Source organism: Paeniglutamicibacter sulfureus (assembly GCF_039535115.1).
Lineage (GTDB): Bacteria > Actinomycetota > Actinomycetes > Actinomycetales > Micrococcaceae > Paeniglutamicibacter > Paeniglutamicibacter sulfureus.
In genome coordinates, this window is record NZ_BAAAWO010000001.1 from 1,677,160 (window position 1) to 1,698,317 (window position 21,158).

Consider the following 21,158-nt stretch of genomic DNA (forward strand, 5'->3'; position numbering starts at 1 on the left):
AGGTTGGCTTGAGACGATGGCCAGCATGGTTTCCCGCTCCACGCTTCTTCGTTTCATTGCCGTCCCTACACTCGCCGTCCCCCTGGCAGGCTGCGGCGTTCCGCTGAGCACGCACTGGCAGGGGTACCCGGCGAACTCAAAGGCGGAGTCCCAGGACGCGCCAAGCGCCACGGCTGAACCCACGGGCCCCGACTGCGCCAAGGTCAAGTGCGTGGCGCTGACCTTTGACGACGGGCCCGGACCCCACACCGAGGCGCTGCTCGACATCCTCGATGAGCACAACGCCAAGGCGACGTTCTTCCTCATCGGCAAGGACGTCGCAAAGCATCCGGAAATCGTGCGTGACGAATTGGCCAGGGGGCATGAAATCGGAAACCACACATGGTCCCACCAAGACCTCGCGAAAATCTCCCCGGCCGCCGCCCAACGCGAATTGCAAGAGGGCCGCGAGGCCATTGAGAAGGCCACCGGAGCCGCCCCGACGGTGATGCGTCCCCCCTACGGCACGATCACGGAGAGCCTGAAAAAGGCGCAGACCGTACCCGTGGCCCTGTGGAGCGACGACACCCTGGACTGGAAGACGCGTGACGCCAAAAAAACCATCAAGGCGGCCCAAAGCGTCAAGCCCGGATCCATCGTCCTGATGCACGACATCCACAAATCCACCATCGATGCCATGCCGAAGATCCTTGAGGACCTCGATTCCCAGGGCTACCATTTCGTCACCGTCAGTGATCTTGTCGGCAAGCCCAATCCGGGGGTCGGATACAAGACCGGCCAGCAACCGCCGACGAAGGATTGACCCCTCCGGCCAACCGCGGTGAAAACACGAAAGCCCGCCTTGCCTCGCTGGACCCCGAAACGGGGACCGCAGGCAGCGCGGGCTTTCGCTGTAGTCAGGGAAACTTCCCCCCCTTAGAGGACCTTCGAGAGGAACTCCTTGGTGCGGTCCTGCTGCGGGTTGCCAAAGAGCTCGGCTGGCGGCCCCGACTCGCAGACGACGCCGGCGTCCATGAAGATCACCCGATCCCCGATTTCCTTGGCGAAGCCCATTTCGTGGGTCACCAGGACCATGGTCATGCCCTCCTTGGCCAGGTCGCGGATGACCTGCAGCACCTCGCCGACCATCTCCGGGTCCAGGGCGCTGGTTGCCTCGTCGAAGAGCATGATGCCGGGGTTCATGGCCAGCGCACGGGCAATGGCCACGCGCTGCTTCTGGCCGCCGGAGAGGGACGCCGGACGGGCGTCGGCCTTTTCCCGCAAGCCCACGCGGTCAAGCAACTTCAGTGCCTGCTCGCGGGCCTCGGCCTTGGTCGCCTTCTTCAGTTCCACCGGCGCCAGCATGATGTTCTCGGCCACCGTCATGTGCGGGAAGAGGTTGAAGTGCTGGAAGACCATGCCCACATGGCGGCGCACCTCGTTGATGTCGACCTTCGGGTCGGTAACATCGAAGCCGTCCACGATGACATGGCCGCCCGAGATTTCCTCGAGCTTGTTCAGGCAGCGCAACAGCGTTGACTTGCCCGAGCCCGAGGGCCCGATCACGCACACGACCTCGCCCTCGGCGATGTCCACGTCGATGCCCTTGAGCACCTCGTTGTGGCCGAAGGACTTGCGCAGCCCCTTGACCGCGATCTTCGCCTCGCGCGGCGAGGCGACGGTTGCTTCACTCATTTGTTGAACTTCCTATCCGCGAAGTTGGCCAGTTTGGTCAGCGCCATGATGGCGACGAAGTAGATGACGCCCACGATCAGCAGCGTCTCGGTGACCCGGAAGTTGGACGCGTAGATCTGCTGGCCCTGGTAGAGCAGCTCGGTGAAGCCGATGGCCAGCAACAGGGAGGAGTCCTTGAGCATGATGATCAACTGGTTGATCAATGAGGGGGTCATCATCTTGAAGGCCTGCGGGACCACGACCTTCTGCATGGACTTGCCGTAGCCCAAGCCCAGCGAACGGGAGGCCTCCAGCTGTCCGGGATCCACCGACTGGATGCCGCCGCGCACGATCTCCGCCACGTAGGCGCCGGAGTTCAGCGACAGGGTCAGCACGCCGGCAACCCAGATGCTCATCGGCTGACCGGTCAACTGAGGTACGCCGAAGTAGAACATGAAGGCCCAGAGCAGCAGCGGGGTGCCGCGGAAGACGTTCACGAACGTGGTGGCGATGCCGCGCAGCACGATGTTGTGGGAGATCTTCATGAATCCGGCCACCAGGCCCAGCACCATGGCGACGGCGAAGGAAATGGCAGTCACCAGAATGGTGTTGCCAAGGCCCTGCATCAACGCGGGGAACGACTCCGTGAGCAGCTCCCAGAAGGTGGTGGGAACCGCTGCGGTGGGATCGGCGAGGTACTTGTCCAGGATCTGGTCGTACTCGCCGCTGGCCTGCAGTTCGGCCAGGCCGTCGTTGAAGGCGGCCAGCAGGGCGGCGTTCTTGCCCTTGTCCACCGCGAAGCCGTAGGAGCCGCCGGGAACCTTGTCGGTCACCGTGGTCAGCCCGTTGTTCTGCGCCACGCCGTAAGCGAGCACCGGGTAGTCGTCGAAGACGGCCACGGCGGAACCCGACTTCACCGATTCGTACATGGTGGCCGACTGGTCCAACGACTTGACGGTGAAGCCGTACTGGTCCGCAATCGACTTGGCGTAGGTTTCGCCCTCGGACCCGGTCTTGGCGACCACGGTCTTGCCCTCAAGATCCTCGTAGCCCTTGATGGATTCATCGTTCTTGGCGATCGCCATCTGGATGCCCGACTCGAAGTACGGTTCGGAGAAGTCGTAGATGTTCTTGCGTTCATCGGTGATCGACATGCCGGCAATGACGCCGTCGACCTGGTCCGAGGACAGTGCCTGCAAGGCGGCATTGAACCCGAGGGAACGGATTTCGACCTCGAAGCCCTCCTTTTCGGCAATGGCGCGGATCAGGTCCATGTCGATGCCGGTCAGTTCGCCGTCTGCCCGGAACTCGAACGGGGCGAAGGTGGTGTCGGTGCCGATGACGAAGGTCTTGCCTTCGACTCCGGAGTCGGCGGGCGTTGCCAGGGCGGCACCGGCGCCCCCCAGCAGCAGGAACATGCCCACGAGCCCGGCAATCACCGCCCTGAACCAGGTCCGTGGACCTCGAGTCTTACTGGACGTCTTCAAGGGTCGTTCACTCTCCTTATGTTTGCAGTCTCCGCCCTCGGTGTATGAGGGCGCTAACACGGGTCATAGCCTAGGTGCTGGTGACCACCGGCGATACCACCCACGCGGCGCGGTGGCCACGTGGGTCGGGCATCGCGCGATGTGGGTTACATCGCGGCAATGCACAAAACCACACATCATATCGCTGCCCGCAGCACTCGCGGAATCCGGAAGTCCTCCCACCGCGTGAAGAGCATGCCTCCGGGCCCGCGCACGGACGCCGCCCCGCGCTCATCGATTTCGAAGGACATCTTTTCGCCGTACCCGGCGAAGCCGTTGGTGTCGGCGGACTTCAGGGTGTTCGAGTCCACGTATTCCAGCGGCCGTGCCGTCGCCGTCTTGGGTGTCTGACCGGGGGTGAGCCAATAGAGCTTGCCGCCAAGTTCGGCGATGTCGATAACGTCCCAGAGCGAAGCGAACCGTCCGGTAAAGCGCCGAAGCTCCGCAGTTTCGACCCCCGCCCAGGAAACCGGCACCGGAGCCTCTGCGAGCGCCGCGAGGGCAAAGAGCGCTTCGCCCCAGGCAGCGGCCGGACCGTCGACGGCGTTGGTGAGCATGCTGAGCACCACCCCGGTCTTGGGCACCGCCCAGGAACGGGTGATGTGCCCCGGGTAACCGCCGCTGTGGCCGAAGGACTGCCGTTCTGCGACCTGCTGCACGATGAAGCCCAGCCCGTAGCCGCGCCCCGGCGCCCCGGTGTCTTCGGCCTTGCGCTGCATGCGGCGCTTGGAGTCGTTGTCCAGCACGCTCGGGCTGGCATCCAGGAGATGGGAGCCGAGGTAGGCGGCCAGGTCCCTGGCCGTGGAATAGAAGCCGGTGGCCGGCGCAAGTGCATCGGTGGCGATGTGCTCGATTTCGGTTCGGTCCGCCAGCTCGTGGCTGCTTCCGGCGAGCGCCAGCGGCCCGTAGCCCGCGGCGAGCCCGGGTTCCCGTGCGTCGAGGTCGACGCCGGTGTCCAAAAGCCCCAGGGGTGCAAGGATGCGCTCGCCCACGACATCGGCGTAGCACTGTCCCGTTGCCGCCTCGATGACCAGTCCCAGCAACCCGTAGCCGATGTTGCTGTACTTGAAGTGTTCGTTGCGTTCGAGCACCTTGCCCCGCCGGGCGATCTCCAGCACCTCCGATGTGCCGGGAAAGGGGCGGTCGAGGGTCCAGAAGTCTGCATTGTCCCCGTCGCGGACGATGCCGGCGGAGTGGGACAGCAATTCACCCACCGTCACCTCTGCCACTTCGCTCCCGGCCAGGTCGGCGACCCACGTTCCCAGCCGGTCTTCCAGCGAGAGCTTCCCGTCCTGCTGCAGGATCATCACCGCGGTGGCGGTGAAGGTCTTGGAATGGGAGGCGACCCTGAACAGGTGCCCGTCGGTCATGGGTTCCGGCGGAGAAAGCCGTGCGTAGCCGCCGCTGAAGGAACCCACCAGTTCCCCGTGGACGGCCACTGCACCCTGGTACCCGGGCTGCCGGGACAGCGCGCGGTCGAACTCCAGGAAGTCCGGTGCGTATTCCAGCACGGATTCCCAGGTCTCCCTGGTCGATGGTGTCTCCCGCGCCGCATGCCCTGTGCCCATGAAGCCATCCTGCCACCCCATGCCAAGTGGCCGGTGTATTGACTCCCCCTGCCATGGCGCAGCCGCCGCCCGCCGCCCGCGGCCAACGGTTGGGCAGCCGTTAACCGCGGCGCAATGTTCCCGTTCCCGGGGTGGGCTTGGCTGGGTCCCATGGATATCTCCCCGCCCCGTCCCGATCGCCGCTCGCTGCTGAAGGGCGCAGCCGCGCTCTCCGCCCTCGCGGCGACAACCCTGGCCGCCCCTTCCGCCCTGGCCGCTCCGCGGCCCTCGGCCGTGCCCCTGGCAACCCGCCGGCTGGTGCTGCCCTCGGGCATCTCCACCGGGGACGTCTCCACCAACTCCGCCGTCCTGTGGTCCCGGGCCTCCGGGCCGGGGCGCCTGCACGCCGTCCTGCGAGCCGCGGACGAGCAGGGCAATCCGTTGAAGGGGCGCTTCGCCCGGAAGGTGGAGTTCATTGGTTCGCAGGCGCATGCGGGCACCGATTTCACGGCCAAGATCCATGCCCGGGGTCTGCCCGCGGGCACACGCTTTGACCTGGAGCTGTACTTTGAGGACGAAGCGGGCCGCCGCAGTGAACGCGGCAACGGTTCCTTCACCACCGCCCCGGCCCCCGGCAGGGGCAGGAACCGCGAAAGCGCGGCGCAGAGCTTCGTGTGGACAGCCGACACCGCGGGCCAGGGCTACGGCATCAACGAGGAGATCGGCGGGATGCGCGGCTATGCCGCCATGGCCGCGACGAAGCCCGACTTCTTCCTGCACTCGGGCGACACCATCTACGCCGACGGGCCCATGTCCGCCGAGATGACGGAGCCGGACGGGAACATCTGGCGCAACGTCATGACGGAGGAGGTCTCCAAGGTCGCCGAGACCCTGAACGAATACCGCGGCCGCCACCGCTACAACATGATGGACGCCAACCTGCGCACCATGTACGCGCACGTGCCGGTGATCGCCCAATGGGACGACCACGAGACCGTGAACAACTGGTACCCGGGCGAGAGGATCGACGATCCGCGCTACACGGTGCGCGACGTCGACACCCTGGCGGCGCGCGGCCGCCAGGCGTGGCAGGAGTACATGCCGATCGCCGATGCGCGCGCAATGCGCCCGGGTACCGGGTTCGAACCGGCGCGCATCTACCGCCACGTCCCGCGCGGCCCGCACCTGGATGTGTTCGCCCTGGACATGCGCTCGCACAAGGGAACGAACACCGCCGGCCTGGAAACCGAACCGACGTCGCTGCTGGGCGAGGAACAGCTGGCCTGGCTCATCCGTTCGCTGCGTGCCTCCGAGGCGACGTGGAAGGTCATCGGCAACGACCTGCCGCTGGGGCTCATCGTGCCCGACGGCAAGGCCCAGGAGTCGATCTCCAACGCCGAGCACGGCGCGCCGCTGGGCCGCGAGCTTGAACTGGCCCGCCTGCTCTCGGCGATCAAGGAACACGACATCAAGAACGTGGTGTTCCTGACCGGGGACGTGCACTATTGCGCGGCGCACCACTATTCCCCCGAACGCGCCGCATTCTCCGACTTCAACGAGTTCTGGGAATTCGTGGCCGGTCCCATCAACGCCGGCTCCTTTGGCCCCAATGCGCTGGATGGGACCTTCGGCCCGCGGGTCGACTTCCAGCAGGCAGGCACGACCATGGCTTCCCCGCGCTCGGGCGAGCACCAGTACTTCGGCCACGTGGACGTTGCCGGCGACGGCTCGGCCTTCACGGTCAAGCTAATCAACGCCAACGGCGAGGTGCAGTACACCAGGACCCTGAAGCCGCGGCGCTGATCCGTCGCCCTACCCACCCAGGGGGGATCGGACCGGGGCCATCCAGCCCCGGCCCGATCCCCCTGGCATTGGCGGCGGCGGGGTGGTTTTGTCCGCGTTGGGCGAAGCCGGACGGCGGTTCGGGGCTTGTTCGGATTGAATGGAGGCATGAGCCACGCCGAGCACGCACCCGCCGCACCGCAGACCCCCAAGGTCCCCACCGTCCGCACCCACCACGGGGATGCCTTCACCGACGACTACGAATGGCTGCGGGACAAGGACAGCCCCCAGGTCCGCGCCCACCTCGAGGCGGAGAACGCCTACGCGGAGGCAGTCACCGCCGACCAGGCACAGCTGCGCGAGGCGATCTTCAACGAGATCAAGGCACGCACCGTGGAAACCGACCTCTCGGTCCCTGCCCGCAAGCGCGGCTGGTGGTACTTCACCCGCACCGCCGAGGGCTCCCAGTACGCCATCCACTGCCGCGTTGCAGCCACCGACACCGGGGACCTGGCCGCGGACTGGACGCCGCCGGCCATCGAGGCCGGCGTCCCGATCGAGGGCGAGCAGGTACTGCTGGACGGCAACAAGGAGGCCGAGGGCAAGCCCTTCTTCTCCCTGGGCGGGATGGCCGTCACCGAGGACGGGAACCTGCTGGCCTACGCCCAGGACAACGCCGGGGACGAGCGCTTCACCCTGCGCATCAAGGACCTGGGCACCGGCGAGCTCCTTCCTGACTCCATCGAAAACGTGTTCTACGGCCTGGCGTTTTCCCCCGACGGAACCCGCGTCTTCTACACCGTGGTTGACGACTCGTGGCGCCCCCACCAGATCAAGGCACACACCCTGGGCACCGACCCGGCCACCGACACCGTGGTGTTCCAGGAGGATGACCCGGGCATGTGGCTGGGCTTCGACCTCGCGGCCGACCGCACCGAGCTGCTGATCTCCATCGGCAACTCCGAATACTCCGAGACCCTGACCCTTGACTTGCTCGATCCCCATGCGGTCCCGGTCATGCTCGTCTCCCGGGAACACCGCATCCTGCACTCGGCCGATCCGCTCACGCTCGACGGGCAGCGGGCCTATGTCATCACCCACGACCGCGACGCCCTGAACAACATGGTCTCGCTGCTGCGCATCGACCAGCTGGCCCTGCCCTTCGCCCAGCAGCGCTGGGAGACCGTGCTCGAGCACCGCGACACCGTCAAGGTCGAGGGCACCGCCGCCACTGCCACCCACCTGGTCGTTTCGGTGCGCAAGGACACCACCGAACGCGTCGTGGTCCTGCCACTGGAGGGCCTGGGCACCGCCGCCCAGCAACCGGCCGTGGAACCTGCCTTCGACGAGGAGCTCTACACCTGCTCGCTGGCCAATGCGGAACTCGAAGCACCCATGATCCGGCTGTCCTACACCTCGGACTTCACCCCGGCGCGCGTCTACGACTACACCCTGGCCGACGGCACCCTGTTGCTGCGCAAGCAAACCCAGGTCAACGACTACGACCCGGCCAAGTACCGCGCCACCCGCGAATGGGCCACAGCGGCGGACGGCACCAAGATCCCGCTGACCATCCTGCGCCGGGCCGATATCACCAACGAAACCCCCAACCCGGTGCTGGTCTACGGCTACGGCAGCTACGAGATGTCCATGGACCCCGGCTTCGGCATCCCCAGGCTCTCGCTGCTGGACCGCGGGGTCGTGTTCGTCATCGCCCACGTGCGCGGCGGCGGCGAGCTGGGCCGGTCCTGGTACCTGGAGGGCAAGAAGCTGGCCAAGAAGAACACCTTCACCGACTTCGTGGACGCCACCAAGCACCTGCTGGACACCGGCTGGGCGGACCCGAAGCGCATCGTCGCGATGGGTGGCTCGGCCGGCGGCCTGCTCATGGGTGCCGTGGCCAACTTGGCCCCGCAGCTCTACGCCGGCATCATCGCCCAGGTCCCGTTCGTCGATGCGCTGACCTCCATCCTGGACCCGGACCTGCCGCTCTCGGCCCTGGAATGGGAGGAGTGGGGAAACCCCATCGAGGATGCCGACGTGTACGAGTACATGAAGTCCTACAGCCCGTACGAGAACGTCGCGGCCCTGCCCTACCCGAAGATCGCCGCGGTCACCTCGCTGAACGACACCCGCGTGCTCTACGTCGAACCGGCCAAGTGGGTGGCGAAGCTGCGCGAGCAGACCACCGGCACAGCGCCCATCGTGATGAAGATTGAAATGGACGGCGGACACGGTGGGGCCTCGGGACGCTACGAGGGCTGGAAGACCCGCGCCTGGGACTATGCCTTCGCCCTCGACACCTTGGGACTGAACCCCGCGGGGGCATGAACACACCGGAGATAACCAGCGCCCGCAGCGCGGGGTTCGCCGCGAACCCCGCGTTCCGGGCGCTGCTCACCGCGGCTTCCGACGCCACCGGCGCGGACCTCGACGCCCTGATCGACGAGATCAAGGACCGGGAACTGCTGGTCGCCGTCGACGAACACGGAGTCCCGACGGCGCTGGCCGCGTACCGGCGCCTGGATCGGCACGCAGTGGAAATCGAATACCTCGCCGTCGCCCCGCAGCAGCGGCGCAGCGGGGTGGCAACCGCACTGGTGCACCGGGTCCGGGAGATTTCGGCCGCCATGGTCGTGGCACGCACCGACGAGGACGCCATCGGCTTTTACCGGGCCATCGGCTTTCACTGCACCGACACCCCGCCCGACCCCCGCCGGCCCGGTCGCCGCCGGCACCTTTGCGTTCTGCCCCACCCGCCGCTGGTGCGGGAGCCGGAACCCGATGACGGAAACGTCGAGTGGATCAGGGCGAAGCCCTCCCCTGTCCCGGTTGTGGTTCTCCCGCCGTCACCGACCTGGCCGCAGGACTTCGCTGCACTCGCCGGAGTGATCCGGCGCGCCCTCGGGGACCGAGCGCTGGCCATCGAGCACTTGGGATCCACTTCGGTGCCGGGACTTCCCGCCAAGCCGATCATCGACGTGGTGCTGACGGTTCAGGATCCGGACCGGGAATCGGACTATGTGCCTCTACTTGAGGCGGCGGGATTCATTTTCAGCCTGCGCGAGCCCGGCTGGTACCGCCACCGGCTCCTGGTGTCCGGCCCCGATGCGGGCCTTCCGGCCGCCAATGTCCACGTCCTGGCTCCGGGCTGCCCGGAGACCGCCCGGATGGTTGCCTTCCGCGACTGGCTGCGCACTCACGAGGCCGACCGCGCCGCCTATGCCCTCATCAAGCGGGCCACGGCAGCGGCAATCAATGAACGCGGCGGCGGCACCGGGCTGGTCATGGACTACAACAAGGCCAAGGAACCGTTCATCCGCGCCCTCTACGCCCGGATCCACCAGATCCCGGCCGCAAGCGGACCCGACCGGCCCACGCCAAGACCGGACAGGTAGTCGCGCCCCGGGGACCGGACCGCGGACTCGGTTGCATGCAGGTGCGGCGCCGCTTCACGGACCCGGCGACGCTACCCTTGCTGGTGCTGCAGCTTGTGCGAGGTTTCGATGCTCGGCTTCATCGCCAGCAACGTTGCAACCACGGCTATTCCGCCACCGATCCAGGCCGTGAGTGCCGGGACATTGGCCCCGGCAAAGGACCCCAGCCCGGGCAGGATGATGGCCACCATGGCCGCCAGCAGCTGCCCCACCTCGATCCCGTACAGGTTTGGCCCGCCCAGATTGACCATGCCGACGGCAAACAGCAGCGCCCCGGTGGTGATCAACAGCGGCACCGAATTCCCGATGCCCTCGGACCACAAGGGTGTCAATGCCATGACCAGGCCCACCACAACCACGACCCAGTCTTCCCAGCGCCTCCACCTACGCATCTACGCTCAACTCCTTCGGCACGGTGGATTCATTCCATCTCCCAGTCTCGCCCCGGTCCCCTGGCTGCGTGAAGGGGCTTTCGTCCCGTGGCACCGAGGGAAGGCGGTTGGACACCTGCGGCCGATTTGCCGAAATATGGCGACGACATGTCCCGCGGAAACTCGGGAATCCGGCCCTCCCGTCTTGACTTATCTCACATTTCAGGATTACCTAATGATCGTTCGGTAAATAACTGAGAGGTCCTTCATGAGCGACACTGGCATCGATGCACCGCTGATGCATCCCATCCTGAGAAACGACTATGCGGCCAAATGGTTGGGCATCGAGGTGCTGAAGGTTGCCGACGGGCACGCCACCATCTCCATGGAGTTGCGCCAGGAAATGCTCAACGGATTCGGCATCGCCCACGGCGGAATGATCTTCGCCCTCGCCGACACCGCATTCGCCATGTCATGCAACCCGCACACCGGCTCCACTGACACCATCACCGTGGCCGCCGGCGTCGACATCAACTTCCTCAAACCCGGCATCCCCGGCCGGACCCTGACTGCCGTGGCCAATCGCCGCCAGCAGTCCGGGCGCAGCGGCATCTACGACATCCAGATCCTCCAGTCCGTCCCCGGCGCAGAGGACGAGGTGTTGGCCGAATTCCGCGGCCGTTCCCGGACCATCCCCAAGCGCCCCTGAGCCCCCAAACACCCCCCACCTCCCACCTCCCACAACTTCGCACGTAAGGCCACATCATGACCCAGACTTCCACCCGGATCGAACTGCCCAACCCGTTGGATCCCGAAGAAACCATGAGCCGCGACCAGATCGAATCGATCCAGCTCACGCGGCTGCAGGACACGCTGGCCTACGCGTACGACAGGGTGCCGCTGTACAAGGAAAAGTACGACGGCGCGGGCGTTCACCCGAGCGACCTGAAGGAACTGGCCGACCTGGCCAAGTTCCCGTTCACCGAAAAGGAAGACCTGCGCAAGACCTACCCGTTCGGCATGTTCGCCGTGCCGCAGCACGAGGTCGCCCGCATCCACGCTTCCTCCGGCACCACCGGCCGGGCCACCGTCGTCGGCTACACCCAGTCCGACCTGGACGACTGGGCCAAGATGGGCGCGCGCTGCCTGCGCCTCTCGGGCGTAAAGCCGGGCTGGAAGGTCCACAACGCCTACGGCTACGGGCTGTTCACCGGCGGCCTCGGCGCCCATGCCGCCGCAGAGCGCCTCGGCACCACCGTGATCCCGATGTCCGGCGGCCAGACCGAGAAACAGATCACCATGATCAACGACTTCGAGCCGGACGCGATCCTGTGCACCCCGACCTACTTGTTGACCATTGGCGATGCCATGCAGCGGGCGGGCCTGGATCCGCGCAAGACCTCGCTGAAGACCGCGGTGCTCGGGGCCGAGCCGTGGACCGAGGAAATGCGCCACGAGCTCGAGGTCATGTTCAACATCGATGCCTGCGACATCTACGGCCTCTCCGAAGTCATGGGCCCGGGAGTGGCCGGGGAATCCAACGAGACCAAGGACGGAAGCCACATCTGGGAGGACCACTTCCGCCCGGAGATCATCGACGCCTTCGACGAGACCAAGGTGCTGGGCGACGGCGAGCACGGCGAGCTGGTGTTCACCTCGCTGACCAAGCAGGCACTGCCGATCATCCGCTACCGCACCCACGACCTCACCCGCCTGTTGCCCGGCACCGCACGGCCGGGCCACCGCCGCATGGGCCGGATCACCGGGCGCAGCGACGATATGATCATCCTGCGCGGGGTCAACCTCTTCCCGTCCCAGATCGAGGAGATCGCCCTGCGCATCGATGGGCTTTCCCCGCACTTCCAGCTGGAGATCACCCGTCCCGGGCGCATGGACCAGCTCGCAGTGAAGATCGAACGCCGCGAGGACTGCACCTCCGACCGTGCCGAGGCCGCCGGCAAGGAGCTCGCCCAGCAAATCAAGATCCACGTCGGGTCCTCCTGCGCCATCCAGGTCGTTGACCCCGGCACGCTCGCCCGCTCCTCGGGCAAGCTGCGCCGCATCTACGACCTGCGCAACAAGTAGGGCGCCATGGTGACGGGGACGGAGCGCGTCACAGCACTCCCGTCCCCGTCACCGTCATCCCGCCACCGATTTCCGGACCGACCGTTCGTGAGAGAATGAGGAATCATGACTGCCAGCATTGCAAGCTCCTCACCGATCAAACGCGGACGCCCCGGATACGACCAGGACTCCGTCCTGTCCATAGCGGTGGAAGTCTTCAACAAGCACGGCTATGACGCGACGTCGATGGGCAAGCTCGCGGAGAACCTGGGTATCAGCAAGTCCGCCATTTACCACCACGTCCCCTCCAAGGGCGATTTGCTGCGCTTGGCCCTTGACGAGGCGTTGGTGCCCCTCGAGGCCATTGCCGAGGACGAACGCGCAAGCGTGGGCACCGCCGAGGAGCGACTGAAGTTCTTCCTCCGCTCCACGATCCGGGTCCTGGTCAAGCGCCAGCAATACGTGACCCTGCTGCTGCGGTTGCGCGGCAACACCGAGATCGAGCGCGACGCGCTGCAGCGCCGCCGTGCCGTGGACCGCCGGGTATCGGACCTCGTGGTCGAGGCCCAGCGCGAGGGCTCCCTGCGCAACGACATCGATCCGCGCACCACCACTCGCCTGCTGTTCGGCACCATCAACTCGCTGGTCGAGTGGTTCCGGGAAGACGGAAACGTCACGGCCGAACAGGTCGAAGAGCATGCCATCACCATGATGTTCGATGGGTTACACAAGACCGACCGGTAGCCGCGCGCACAGCAAGACACGCTACGATCGATAGCTGAGGCATCGGACCGCCCCCATCGTTTTTCTTTGTGAATAGGCAGCATTCTTCGTGGACGAACTTTTCTATAATCTCTTCACCCAAGCCCCCGGAACGGATTCCGGAACCCAGGTGGCACTCTTTTCAGCTTCAGCGCTGCTCAGCTGCATTGCCATGGTGCTGTTGGCCCGGCGCAACGACCTGGGCTGGTGGGCCCAGATCCTGGCGGTCTTTGCCGGCCCCCTGGTCATCGCCCTGCAGTTCGAGGCTTCCATGCTCCTGTACGCGGTGCCTGCACTGCTGGCCGCGGCCTTTGGACTGTGGCGCTTCTCCCGCTTTGAAAACGCCGGCCGTTTTGGCCGCAAGGTCATCCAACGTGGCTTCAGCGTCAAGTCGTTGCTGATCGGCGCATTGCTCGTTGTGGTTTTCACTGCCTTGCGGATGGGCCGCATGCTGACAACCGGCTTCATCTTCACCGACGGCACGGCATCCTTGTGGATTTCCTTTGCCGCCGAGTCCGCCCTGGTCGTGGCGCTCATCGGCATTGCGTGCGGGTACCGCTGGGCATGGTTGGCCAGTACGGTCTCGGCAATTGTTTACGTCGCCCTGCTTTTCAACACGAACCCCGCCTTGGCCCTGCTCGGTGTCACGGTCTTCCAGGCCCTGGCCGGCTTCTACGGCTGGTTTGCCTGGCGAAACCTCCCCGGCGAACGGTCCATCAACGCCGACGAGCCGTCAAACGCGAAGTATCCGCCCAGCCCCTACGCGGCATAGCAAGAGCCCGGCTCCGCTACGCGTGGCAATGGCCCGGAACCCCCTTGGTTCCGGGCCATTGCCGTCTCCTTGCCGTGGCCGTATCCTAGGCGAGGATCTGCAGCGGCATCGCAGGCGCGGGGTCGTCGGTGAGCAGCCTGGCGCACGTCTGGACATCGAAGCGCTCCGGCCTGCCGAATTCGTCGAGGTACAGCAATTTCGCCCGCTCCAGGCCCTCCACCTTGAACCCGGCGTTCCTGGCCACCGCAGCCGAAGCCGGGTTGTTCATCCTGTAGGCCAACTCGAGCCGAAAGAGGCCAAGGGTTCCAAAACAGTGCACGGCCATTGCGGCTGTGGCGCGCGATGCCAATCCGGCGCCACGCGCCTCGGAAGCGACCCAATAGGAGATCCACGCCGTCTCGTGGCGGCGGTCAATGGCCGTAGCCATGACATGTCCCACCGCCAGGCCGTTCACGTCGATGGCGAATGCCAGCACCTGATCGTTCTCGCAGTCGATCCACGGCGCCACCCACCTCCGGGCCGCCGCTGCGGAATTCACCGGTTCCCCCGACTGGGCCGCCATGTCGTCGACCCCAAACGCCGCCAAGATCGATTCAATGTCCTCTTCCGAGTCTGTCCACGGCCGCAGGAAGGCTGTCGAATGGGAATCGGGTTTCGGGCTCATGCACCTACCTTAGGCCCAGTGGATCAAGTCCGGGTTCGGCCGGCTCCGCCCATCGAACCCAACGCGAAGCATGCCGCCGGGGATTGGGCGAAAAACAAGTCATTGTGATCAACAACCCAATGTGACAGATGCGTTTCGTTGCATTCTTCGGGCAAGTGGCGGACATCATGTACATTTGCTGAAACTTGAGATCTCGTTCGACCACGGCGCGGCACAAAGACGTGCCCGCTTAGCAACATTAGTCCCGTATGCCACGGTGACCACAAGGAGTAACTGCCATGAGCGCCCAAACACTAGAAGCACTCCCCGATGCCCAGGCCACGAACAAGAAGTCGGCCGGGCACATCATTGTCGACACCCTGGTCGCCCACGGCGTGGAACGCACCTATGTGATCCCCGGGGAAAGCTACCTTGATGTACTGGACGGACTGCACCACTCCCCCATTGAAACCGTCGTCTGCCGCCACGAAGGCGGCGCCGCATACATGGCCGAGGCCGACGGCAAGATGCACCAGCGTCCGGGCATCGCCATGGTCACCCGCGGACCCGGTGCCGCCAACGCACATGTTGGCCTGCACACCGCCTGGCAGGACTCCACACCGATGGTGCTCTTCGTTGGCCTGATCCCCTTTGCCCACCGTGACCGCGAAGCCTTCCAGGAATTCGACATCAAGGGCTGGTTCGACACCGGCGCCAAGCGCGTCATGGTCCTTGACCACGCAGAGCGGGCCTCGGAGATCGTCGCCGAAGCCATGTTCGCCGCCATGAGCGGTCGTCCCGGTCCAGTGGTTGTCGGGCTTCCCGAGGACATCATCCGTGAAATGGTCGAGCCCACCCTGCACCCGGTCATCCCGGTGGCCACCGGAGGCATGACGGTGACCGACTGGAAAGAACTCAAGTCGGCACTAGAGGAATCCTCCAAGCCGCTGTTCGTGCTCGGCGGCAACGACTGGACCCAGGAGGGTTCCACCGCCCTGACCGCTTGGCTGGAAGAGCACCACCTGCCGGCCGCCGTTGAATGGCGCTGCGAGGGCAACATTCCCTTCAGCTCCCCGTCCTACGTCGGGCCCATCGGCTACGGACGTCCCAAGCCCACCTATGACCTGCTCGAGGAAACCGACCTCCTGATCTTCGTCGGCACCGTCCCTGGCGACGTGATCACCGATGGCTTCCTGGTGCGCCAGGACTGGACCAAGAAGAACTTCCTGGTCACCATCGACCCGTCCCTGCGCGGCCGCTCGGGCCCGGTGTCGCACCAGATCGTGTCCAAGCCCGATGTCTTCGTCCGGGACCTGGTCATGATGGACTTCGCCGGCAAGCCGGAATGGAAGTCCTTCACCGATCGCATGCGGGCCGAGCAGGAAAATTTTGCAGCGTTGCCCGCCGCCACGCCGTCCGCAGGCCCTGCCCGCATGGACACCATGATGGCCAACCTGGTGGCGGGCTTGCCGCAGGACGCCATGATCACCCTTGGCGCCGGCGAGCACACCAACTGGGCACACCGCTACTTCCCCACCGAGGAATACGCCTCGATGATTTCGGCACGCAACGGATCCATGGGCTACTCGGTGCCCTCGGCCATTGCCGCATCGCTGAACTTCCCGGGCCGCCGCGTGGTCACCATTGCGGGCGACGGGGAGTTCCTGATGAACGGCCAAGAGCTGGCCACCGCCGCGCAGTACGGTGCCACCCCGCTGGTCATCGTGATGGACAACCAGGAGTACGGAACCATCCGCACGCACCAGGAACGCCACTACCCCGAACGCATCTCGGGCACCCAGCTCAAGAACCCGGACTTCGCTCTCATGGCCCAGGCCTTTGGCGGATTCGGTGTGCGGGTCGAAAACGACAGCGACATCCCGGCTGCACTTGAGGCCGCCCTGACGGCCATCGACGAGAAGGGCCAGTTCGCACTGATCCACCTGATCGTGGAACAGCGCGTCAAGGCCTACTAAACCGGCTTCGAATCAGCGGAGGCCCGTTTCCACCCCCCCTCGGGCGGAAACGGGCCTCCGCTGTCTTCGGTGGCGAGGCTCATGGCAAGGTGTCTTCCGGACGGGGCCCATTCAGCGCATCGAGCAGAAAAGCAGCCCAGTGCCCATAGCCGGCCACCGAGGGATGGAAGCGGTCGGCGGCAAAGAAGGCCTCCCCCAGCGGCGGATCGTCGGCGAAAGACACAAAGGCCAAGCCCAATTCGGCACATACCTGCGCCGACGCCGCGTCCAGGCGGCCGGCCCGGCGTTCAAGAAATGCGTTCAACGGCACCGGCAGCGCCGGAAAATACCTGAAGGGCGGCACTCCCGCGACGACGATTTCCCGGTGCCTGCCCGAATCCATGAAGACCTCCAGGACCCTGCGCAGGTCCCGGCGCCAGTGTGCGGAACTTCTCCCGGCCATGGCGTCATTTGCACCGGCAACCAACACCACGACGTCCGGGTCAGGTTGCCGAACCAGCTCCAGAAGTTCGCTGACGATGCGTTCCAAGGTGGCACCGTTGGCGCCCTGGGCTTCCCAGGCCACCGGCAGACGACGCCGGTCCGAGAGCCCCACGGCCAGCTGACCGGTCAGCGCGAGTGCGTGCGTGGGGGCACCGGTCCCGGCAACGGTGGATTCCCCGATGACCAGCAGACGACAGGGTTCCCCGCCGGTTCCGTGCACGTCAACAAAGCCGTTGTTGGGACCAATCGCCCCTTGAAGGCCAGGCAGGTTCTTGACGATGCGGTGGCCTTGGAACAACGAAGGTCCGGCCTGGACCATGTTCAGCCATCCGCGCCAAAACCAGTTGCCTCCGCCACAGGTGCTCATTCCACGGCCCGTCCACTCGCGCTGTGCATCGTCCAGCCCGTTCATCCGTGGCCTCGCGATACCCGGCGGTTCCCCATGCTTTAGGTTCGGCCTTCGAGGCACCACTGTCAAGGCGTCGCGTTGACTCACTAGTAATGCTCGCGAAATGAGGTGCGTGCCTCATTTAAGAATGCTCGCGAAACTCTGGCCACCAGGGCGGGCAGCAGGCTGTGCTGGGGAGATGAAACAGGGGATATCGATGCACACCCGGCGAGAGCTCGTCAGCGGCTTCGCCGCCGAGTATGCGAAAGGGACCAAGGGACAGAAGGGCGTGATGCTCGACTACCTGTGCGCATCGACCGGCTGGTCAAGGGCCAACGCCCGCCGGCGTCTGGCCACGGAACTGCGTAAGCCCGCACGCGGGATTCCGAAGCCCCTGCCGCGGCGCAGGCCCCGCAAGTACGGGCCGGCGGCCCTCAAGCTCCTGGAACGAATCTGGACGCTTTCCGGAGAGCCCTGCGGGAAATACTTGGCTCCGATCATGGCCGACGAGCTCGAGCGTTTGGAACGCTTCGACGAACTCGGGACAGTGGCGGGACTGCTGACCGACGAGGTCAGGGACGAGCTGCTATCCATGTCGGCCTCCACGATGGATCGGTATCTGAAGCCGTTGCGCGCCGCTCGATACCCCTCGGCACTGTCCTCGACCAAGCCCGGGGCGATGCTGCGTTCGGAGATCCCGGTGCGGTGGTCGGGCACGCCCATGGAGCAGGAACCGGGGTTCTTCGAGATCGACACCGTCGCCCACTGCGGACACAGCCTCAAGGGCGAGTTCCTGTATTCGATCACCCTGACAGATGTGTTCACCGGGTGGACCGTGAACACGTGTGTGAAAAACCGTGCGCACAGCCATGTCGTGGCCGGGGTCGACCTGCTGGTCCGGTCCCTGCCCTACCCGATGCGGGCCCTGGATTTCGACAATGGCGGTGAATTCATCAACACCCAGCTCATCGAGTGGGCGCAGGAACGAAACATTGATCTGACTAGGGCGCGGGCGTATAAGCATAACGACAATGCGCATGTCGAGCAGCGAAATCGGGATTGGGTCCGTCGCCATGCCTTCAGGTTCCGCTACGAGGGTCCGGAGGAGATGGCCCTGCTCAATGAGCTCTGGGCGCTGGTGAACCAGCGCAAGAACCACCTGCTGCCGATGGTCAAGGCCAACGGCTACGGCACCGCACGTTCGGGTCGCAGGAAGCGGACTTATGACCGGCCGCGGACCGCGTACCAGCGCATCATGGATCTGGAGGCCATGGACCCGGAACATGCCAAGGCCCTGGCGGGCATCCACGGGGACCTGAATCCGGCGGCCATCACTCGCCGCATCAATGCCATCCAGAACCATCTCATCAACCGGGCCAAGATGCGCGCGCAGTCCGGGGATGCCCTATTTGGCGAGCAAATTAGTTGAGGCATGCGGGATTATTTCGCGAGCATATTGACATGAGGCAAGGCGGCCCTCGGCGACGCGTCGCCAGATCTGATGCGAGATCTCTTGCAAACCATGATCAACGCGCTCCTGTCCGCCGACGCAGACGCCGTCGTCGGTGCCGAATGGGGCAAACCCAGCCCCGACCGTGTCACGCAGCGCAACGGCTACCGGCACCGCGACCTCGACACCCGCGTCGGCACCATCGATGTTGCGATCCCGAAGCTCCGCCAGGGCACCTATTTCCCAGAGTGGCTCATGGAACGACGCAAGCGCGCCGAGTCCGCGCTGATCACCGTTGTGGCCGACTGCTACCTCGCCGGAGTGAGCACCCGCCGGATGGACAAACTCGTCAAGACCCTCGGCATTCACTCGTTGTCGAAGTCGCAAGTCTCTCGCATGGCCGCCGAGCTCGACGAGCACGTCGAACAGTTCCGTCACCGGCCACTTGGCGACGCGGGTCCGTTCACGTTCGTCGCCGCTGACGCGCTGACGATGAAGGTCCGCGAGGGCGGCCGGGTGATCAATGCCGTCGTCCTGGTCGCCACTGGCGTCAACGCTGACGGGCGGCGGGAGGTCCTCGGGTTGCGGGTCGCGACCAGTGAGACCGGAGCGGCCTGGAACAGTTTCTTCGCTGATCTCGTCGCCCGCGGGCTGACTGGCGTTCGCCTCGTCACCAGTGACGCGCACCAAGGGCTCGTGGAAGCGATCGCCGCGAACCTGCCCGGCGCGTCTTGGCAGCGTTGCCGCACGCACTACGCCGCGAACCTCATGTCGGTGACGCCGAAGAGCATGTGGCCGGCAGTGAAGGCGATGCTCCATTCGGTCTACGACCAGCCCGACGCCGCGGCCGTGAACGCGCAGTTCGACCGTCTCCTGGACTATGTCAACGGAAAGCTCCCCGACGCGTATGAGCACCTCGACGCCGCCAGAGCCGACATCCTCGCCTTCACCCAGTTCCCCGAGGGGCTTTGGCAACAGATCTGGTCAAACAACCCGAACGAGAGGCTGAACCGGGAGATCCGTCGCCGCACCGACAGCGTCGGCATCTTCCCAAACCGCGACGCGATCATCCGACTCGTCGGGGCTGTTCTTGCTGAGCAGACCGACGAATGGGCCGAGGGCCGCCGCTACCTCGGACTCGACATCCTCGCTAGATCCCGGCTCTGCCTCGTCTCCGACACCGGAACTGAGGTGATCGCCGACACCGTCCTTCAACTCAGCGCCTAACCATCACAATCGAAGGACACTGCGCTACACCACTACCTGGGGCTTGACCTCGCCCTTCCCCACTACCTTGAAGAGGGCACACCGCTCAGGTGCCAGGTATCGGAGGACGACTACCGCATCGCTCTGTCATCGGCCCGACTCAGCTACGATCATGAAATTTACTCGGAGGTTGCCCCTTGAACCGTAATGCCCCACGACGAGGCGCATCAAAAGGCAGCCCTCTGAGGTCGATCAAGCGACCGCAGTCAGCTGGCAAGAAGGCCGGGGCCGCCTCGAAAAAGCAGGCCGCTGCCAAGGCAACGCCCAAACCGGAACGGGTGGAGCTGCCGACGCTGCAGCTCGGCTTCGTGCGCGGCGTGGCCCCAAGCAAGTGGGCCGAGCGTTGGGCGCGAGCAGTGCGAGAACAACCGTTGGAACTCGTGCCTGTGGACCTGCACGAGGTTGAGAACGCCCGCACAGAGTTCGATGTATTGCTAGAACGAGTTGCACCCGGAGCTATTCCCGCGGGAAGCGAGGCGGCAGCGCGCACCCGGCACGCGATGCACCTCTACAACGAGACCATCGCTCTTGTGGTTCCGGCAGATCACGAGCTCGCGAAGCTGGGAGAGATTGATCTCGAGGATCTCTCCTTATTGACGCTCCTCGCACACCCGGATCACTTCGCCGAGTGGCCCGAACCCCAGGAGTGGAAAGACCCTTCTTGGACGCCACGAAACGCCAAGGCAACACTCGAGCTCGTAGCGACTGGGCTCGGCGGCGCGCTCATGGCGCAGCCCCTGGCCAGGCACCTCTCTAACAAGCGTGTGCACGCCGTGATTCCGGTCACACACAATGGGGAAACGCTTCTGCCTGGAACTGAAATCTGGGCAAGCTGGCGCATTGAACGGGACGGACCTGACGTGCAGCACCTCGTCGGGGTGCTTCGTGGCCGCACTGCTCGAAGCAGCAGGTAGAAGCAATCCCGCCCACTGGGCATCTCTCTTGACTCGCTGCGTTCGGGCCGACGCGCGACTCCCCACCTGCAACCCCGACCATAACTGCCGCCAAAAGCAGCAACCCGAGCTGTAACCGTAATTG

Annotated in this window: 17 protein-coding genes and 1 pseudogene; 12 read left to right on the top strand and 6 right to left on the bottom strand. The window is 65.3% G+C overall.

Annotated features, from left to right (window positions below; all coding sequences use genetic code 11):
• Positions 1–16 precede the first annotated feature (16 nt).
• The gene (locus ABD687_RS07660; RefSeq protein WP_310292301.1) at positions 17–802 is read left to right on the top strand and encodes a polysaccharide deacetylase family protein; all 786 of its coding nucleotides are present in this window, start codon (positions 17–19) and stop codon (positions 800–802) included.
• Between the two features lie 113 nt (positions 803–915).
• Here ABD687_RS07660 and ABD687_RS07665 read toward each other — a convergent pair whose 3' ends face one another.
• The 3 genes from ABD687_RS07665 to ABD687_RS07675 form a co-directional block, all read right to left on the bottom strand.
• A complete protein-coding gene (locus tag ABD687_RS07665; RefSeq protein WP_264271384.1) occupies positions 916–1,674 on the bottom strand; it encodes an amino acid ABC transporter ATP-binding protein in 759 nt (252 codons plus the stop codon).
• Entirely contained in the window at positions 1,671–3,071 is a 1,401-nt protein-coding gene (locus ABD687_RS07670) for an amino acid ABC transporter substrate-binding protein/permease (protein WP_264271412.1), read from the bottom strand. Before ABD687_RS07670 ends, ABD687_RS07665 begins: the two co-directional genes overlap by 4 nt.
• Before the next feature lie 245 nt (positions 3,072–3,316).
• On the bottom strand, positions 3,317–4,747 hold the full coding sequence (locus ABD687_RS07675; RefSeq protein ID WP_310292297.1) for a serine hydrolase domain-containing protein: 1,431 nt from the start codon (positions 4,745–4,747) through the stop codon (positions 3,317–3,319).
• Positions 4,748–4,897: 150 nt separating this feature from the next.
• Here ABD687_RS07675 and ABD687_RS07680 point away from each other — a divergent pair, with 150 nt between their 5' ends.
• The 3 genes from ABD687_RS07680 to ABD687_RS07690 all read left to right on the top strand — a co-directional run bounded on the left by ABD687_RS07680 (position 4,898) and on the right by ABD687_RS07690 (position 9,906).
• Complete coding sequence (locus ABD687_RS07680) at positions 4,898–6,529, top strand: alkaline phosphatase D family protein (RefSeq protein WP_310292294.1); 1,632 nt, start codon at positions 4,898–4,900, stop codon at positions 6,527–6,529.
• A gap of 147 nt (positions 6,530–6,676) precedes the next feature.
• A complete protein-coding gene (locus tag ABD687_RS07685) occupies positions 6,677–8,839 on the top strand; it encodes a S9 family peptidase (protein WP_310292292.1) in 2,163 nt (720 codons plus the stop codon).
• On the top strand, positions 8,836–9,906 hold the full coding sequence (locus ABD687_RS07690) for a GNAT family N-acetyltransferase (protein ID WP_310292291.1): 1,071 nt from the start codon (positions 8,836–8,838) through the stop codon (positions 9,904–9,906). Before ABD687_RS07685 ends, ABD687_RS07690 begins: the two co-directional genes overlap by 4 nt.
• Positions 9,907–9,977: 71 nt before the next feature.
• Here the strand turns inward: ABD687_RS07690 and ABD687_RS07695 are convergent, their stop codons facing one another.
• Positions 9,978–10,337 (bottom strand): hypothetical protein, encoded by a 360-nt coding sequence (locus ABD687_RS07695; RefSeq protein WP_264271379.1) that lies wholly within the window; start codon positions 10,335–10,337, stop codon positions 9,978–9,980.
• A 247-nt stretch (positions 10,338–10,584) separates the two neighbouring features.
• Between ABD687_RS07695 and paaI the strand changes: the two genes are divergently transcribed.
• The 4 genes from paaI to ABD687_RS07715 all read left to right on the top strand — a co-directional run bounded on the left by paaI (position 10,585) and on the right by ABD687_RS07715 (position 13,914).
• Complete coding sequence (gene paaI / locus ABD687_RS07700) at positions 10,585–11,025, top strand: hydroxyphenylacetyl-CoA thioesterase PaaI (RefSeq protein ID WP_310292288.1); 441 nt, start codon at positions 10,585–10,587, stop codon at positions 11,023–11,025.
• Positions 11,026–11,081: 56 nt separating this feature from the next.
• Positions 11,082–12,401 carry a phenylacetate--CoA ligase family protein gene (locus tag ABD687_RS07705; RefSeq protein WP_264271377.1) on the top strand — a complete coding sequence of 440 codons (1,320 nt, stop codon included), beginning with the start codon at positions 11,082–11,084 and terminating at the stop codon, positions 12,399–12,401.
• A gap of 105 nt (positions 12,402–12,506) precedes the next feature.
• Positions 12,507–13,124, top strand: a complete 618-nt coding sequence (locus ABD687_RS07710) for a TetR/AcrR family transcriptional regulator (protein WP_264271376.1) — start codon at positions 12,507–12,509, stop codon at positions 13,122–13,124.
• An 88-nt stretch (positions 13,125–13,212) separates the two neighbouring features.
• Positions 13,213–13,914 carry a nicotinamide mononucleotide transporter gene (locus ABD687_RS07715; RefSeq protein ID WP_264271374.1) on the top strand — a complete coding sequence of 234 codons (702 nt, stop codon included), beginning with the start codon at positions 13,213–13,215 and terminating at the stop codon, positions 13,912–13,914.
• Positions 13,915–13,999: 85 nt separating this feature from the next.
• Here ABD687_RS07715 and ABD687_RS07720 read toward each other — a convergent pair whose 3' ends face one another.
• The gene (locus ABD687_RS07720; RefSeq protein ID WP_310292283.1) at positions 14,000–14,578 is read right to left on the bottom strand and encodes a GNAT family N-acetyltransferase; all 579 of its coding nucleotides are present in this window, start codon (positions 14,576–14,578) and stop codon (positions 14,000–14,002) included.
• 278 nt (positions 14,579–14,856) lie between these two features.
• Between ABD687_RS07720 and ABD687_RS07725 the strand changes: the two genes are divergently transcribed.
• Positions 14,857–16,533 (top strand): thiamine pyrophosphate-dependent enzyme, encoded by a 1,677-nt coding sequence (locus ABD687_RS07725; protein ID WP_264271856.1) that lies wholly within the window; start codon positions 14,857–14,859, stop codon positions 16,531–16,533.
• A 79-nt stretch (positions 16,534–16,612) separates the two neighbouring features.
• Here ABD687_RS07725 and ABD687_RS07730 read toward each other — a convergent pair whose 3' ends face one another.
• Positions 16,613–17,383 (bottom strand): SGNH/GDSL hydrolase family protein, encoded by a 771-nt coding sequence (locus ABD687_RS07730; RefSeq protein ID WP_264271855.1) that lies wholly within the window; start codon positions 17,381–17,383, stop codon positions 16,613–16,615.
• Between the two features lie 238 nt (positions 17,384–17,621).
• Between ABD687_RS07730 and ABD687_RS07735 the strand changes: the two genes are divergently transcribed.
• From ABD687_RS07735 to ABD687_RS07745, 3 genes and pseudogenes are all read left to right on the top strand, one after another.
• The gene (locus tag ABD687_RS07735) at positions 17,622–18,833 is read left to right on the top strand and encodes an integrase catalytic domain-containing protein (protein WP_007273073.1); all 1,212 of its coding nucleotides are present in this window, start codon (positions 17,622–17,624) and stop codon (positions 18,831–18,833) included.
• Between the two features lie 45 nt (positions 18,834–18,878).
• Positions 18,879–20,081 (top strand): annotated as a pseudogene (locus ABD687_RS07740) (IS256 family transposase); the annotation flags it as partial.
• A gap of 176 nt (positions 20,082–20,257) precedes the next feature.
• Positions 20,258–21,034, top strand: a complete 777-nt coding sequence (locus ABD687_RS07745; protein ID WP_264271887.1) for a LysR substrate-binding domain-containing protein — start codon at positions 20,258–20,260, stop codon at positions 21,032–21,034.
• The last annotated feature ends 124 nt before the right edge of the window (positions 21,035–21,158 follow it).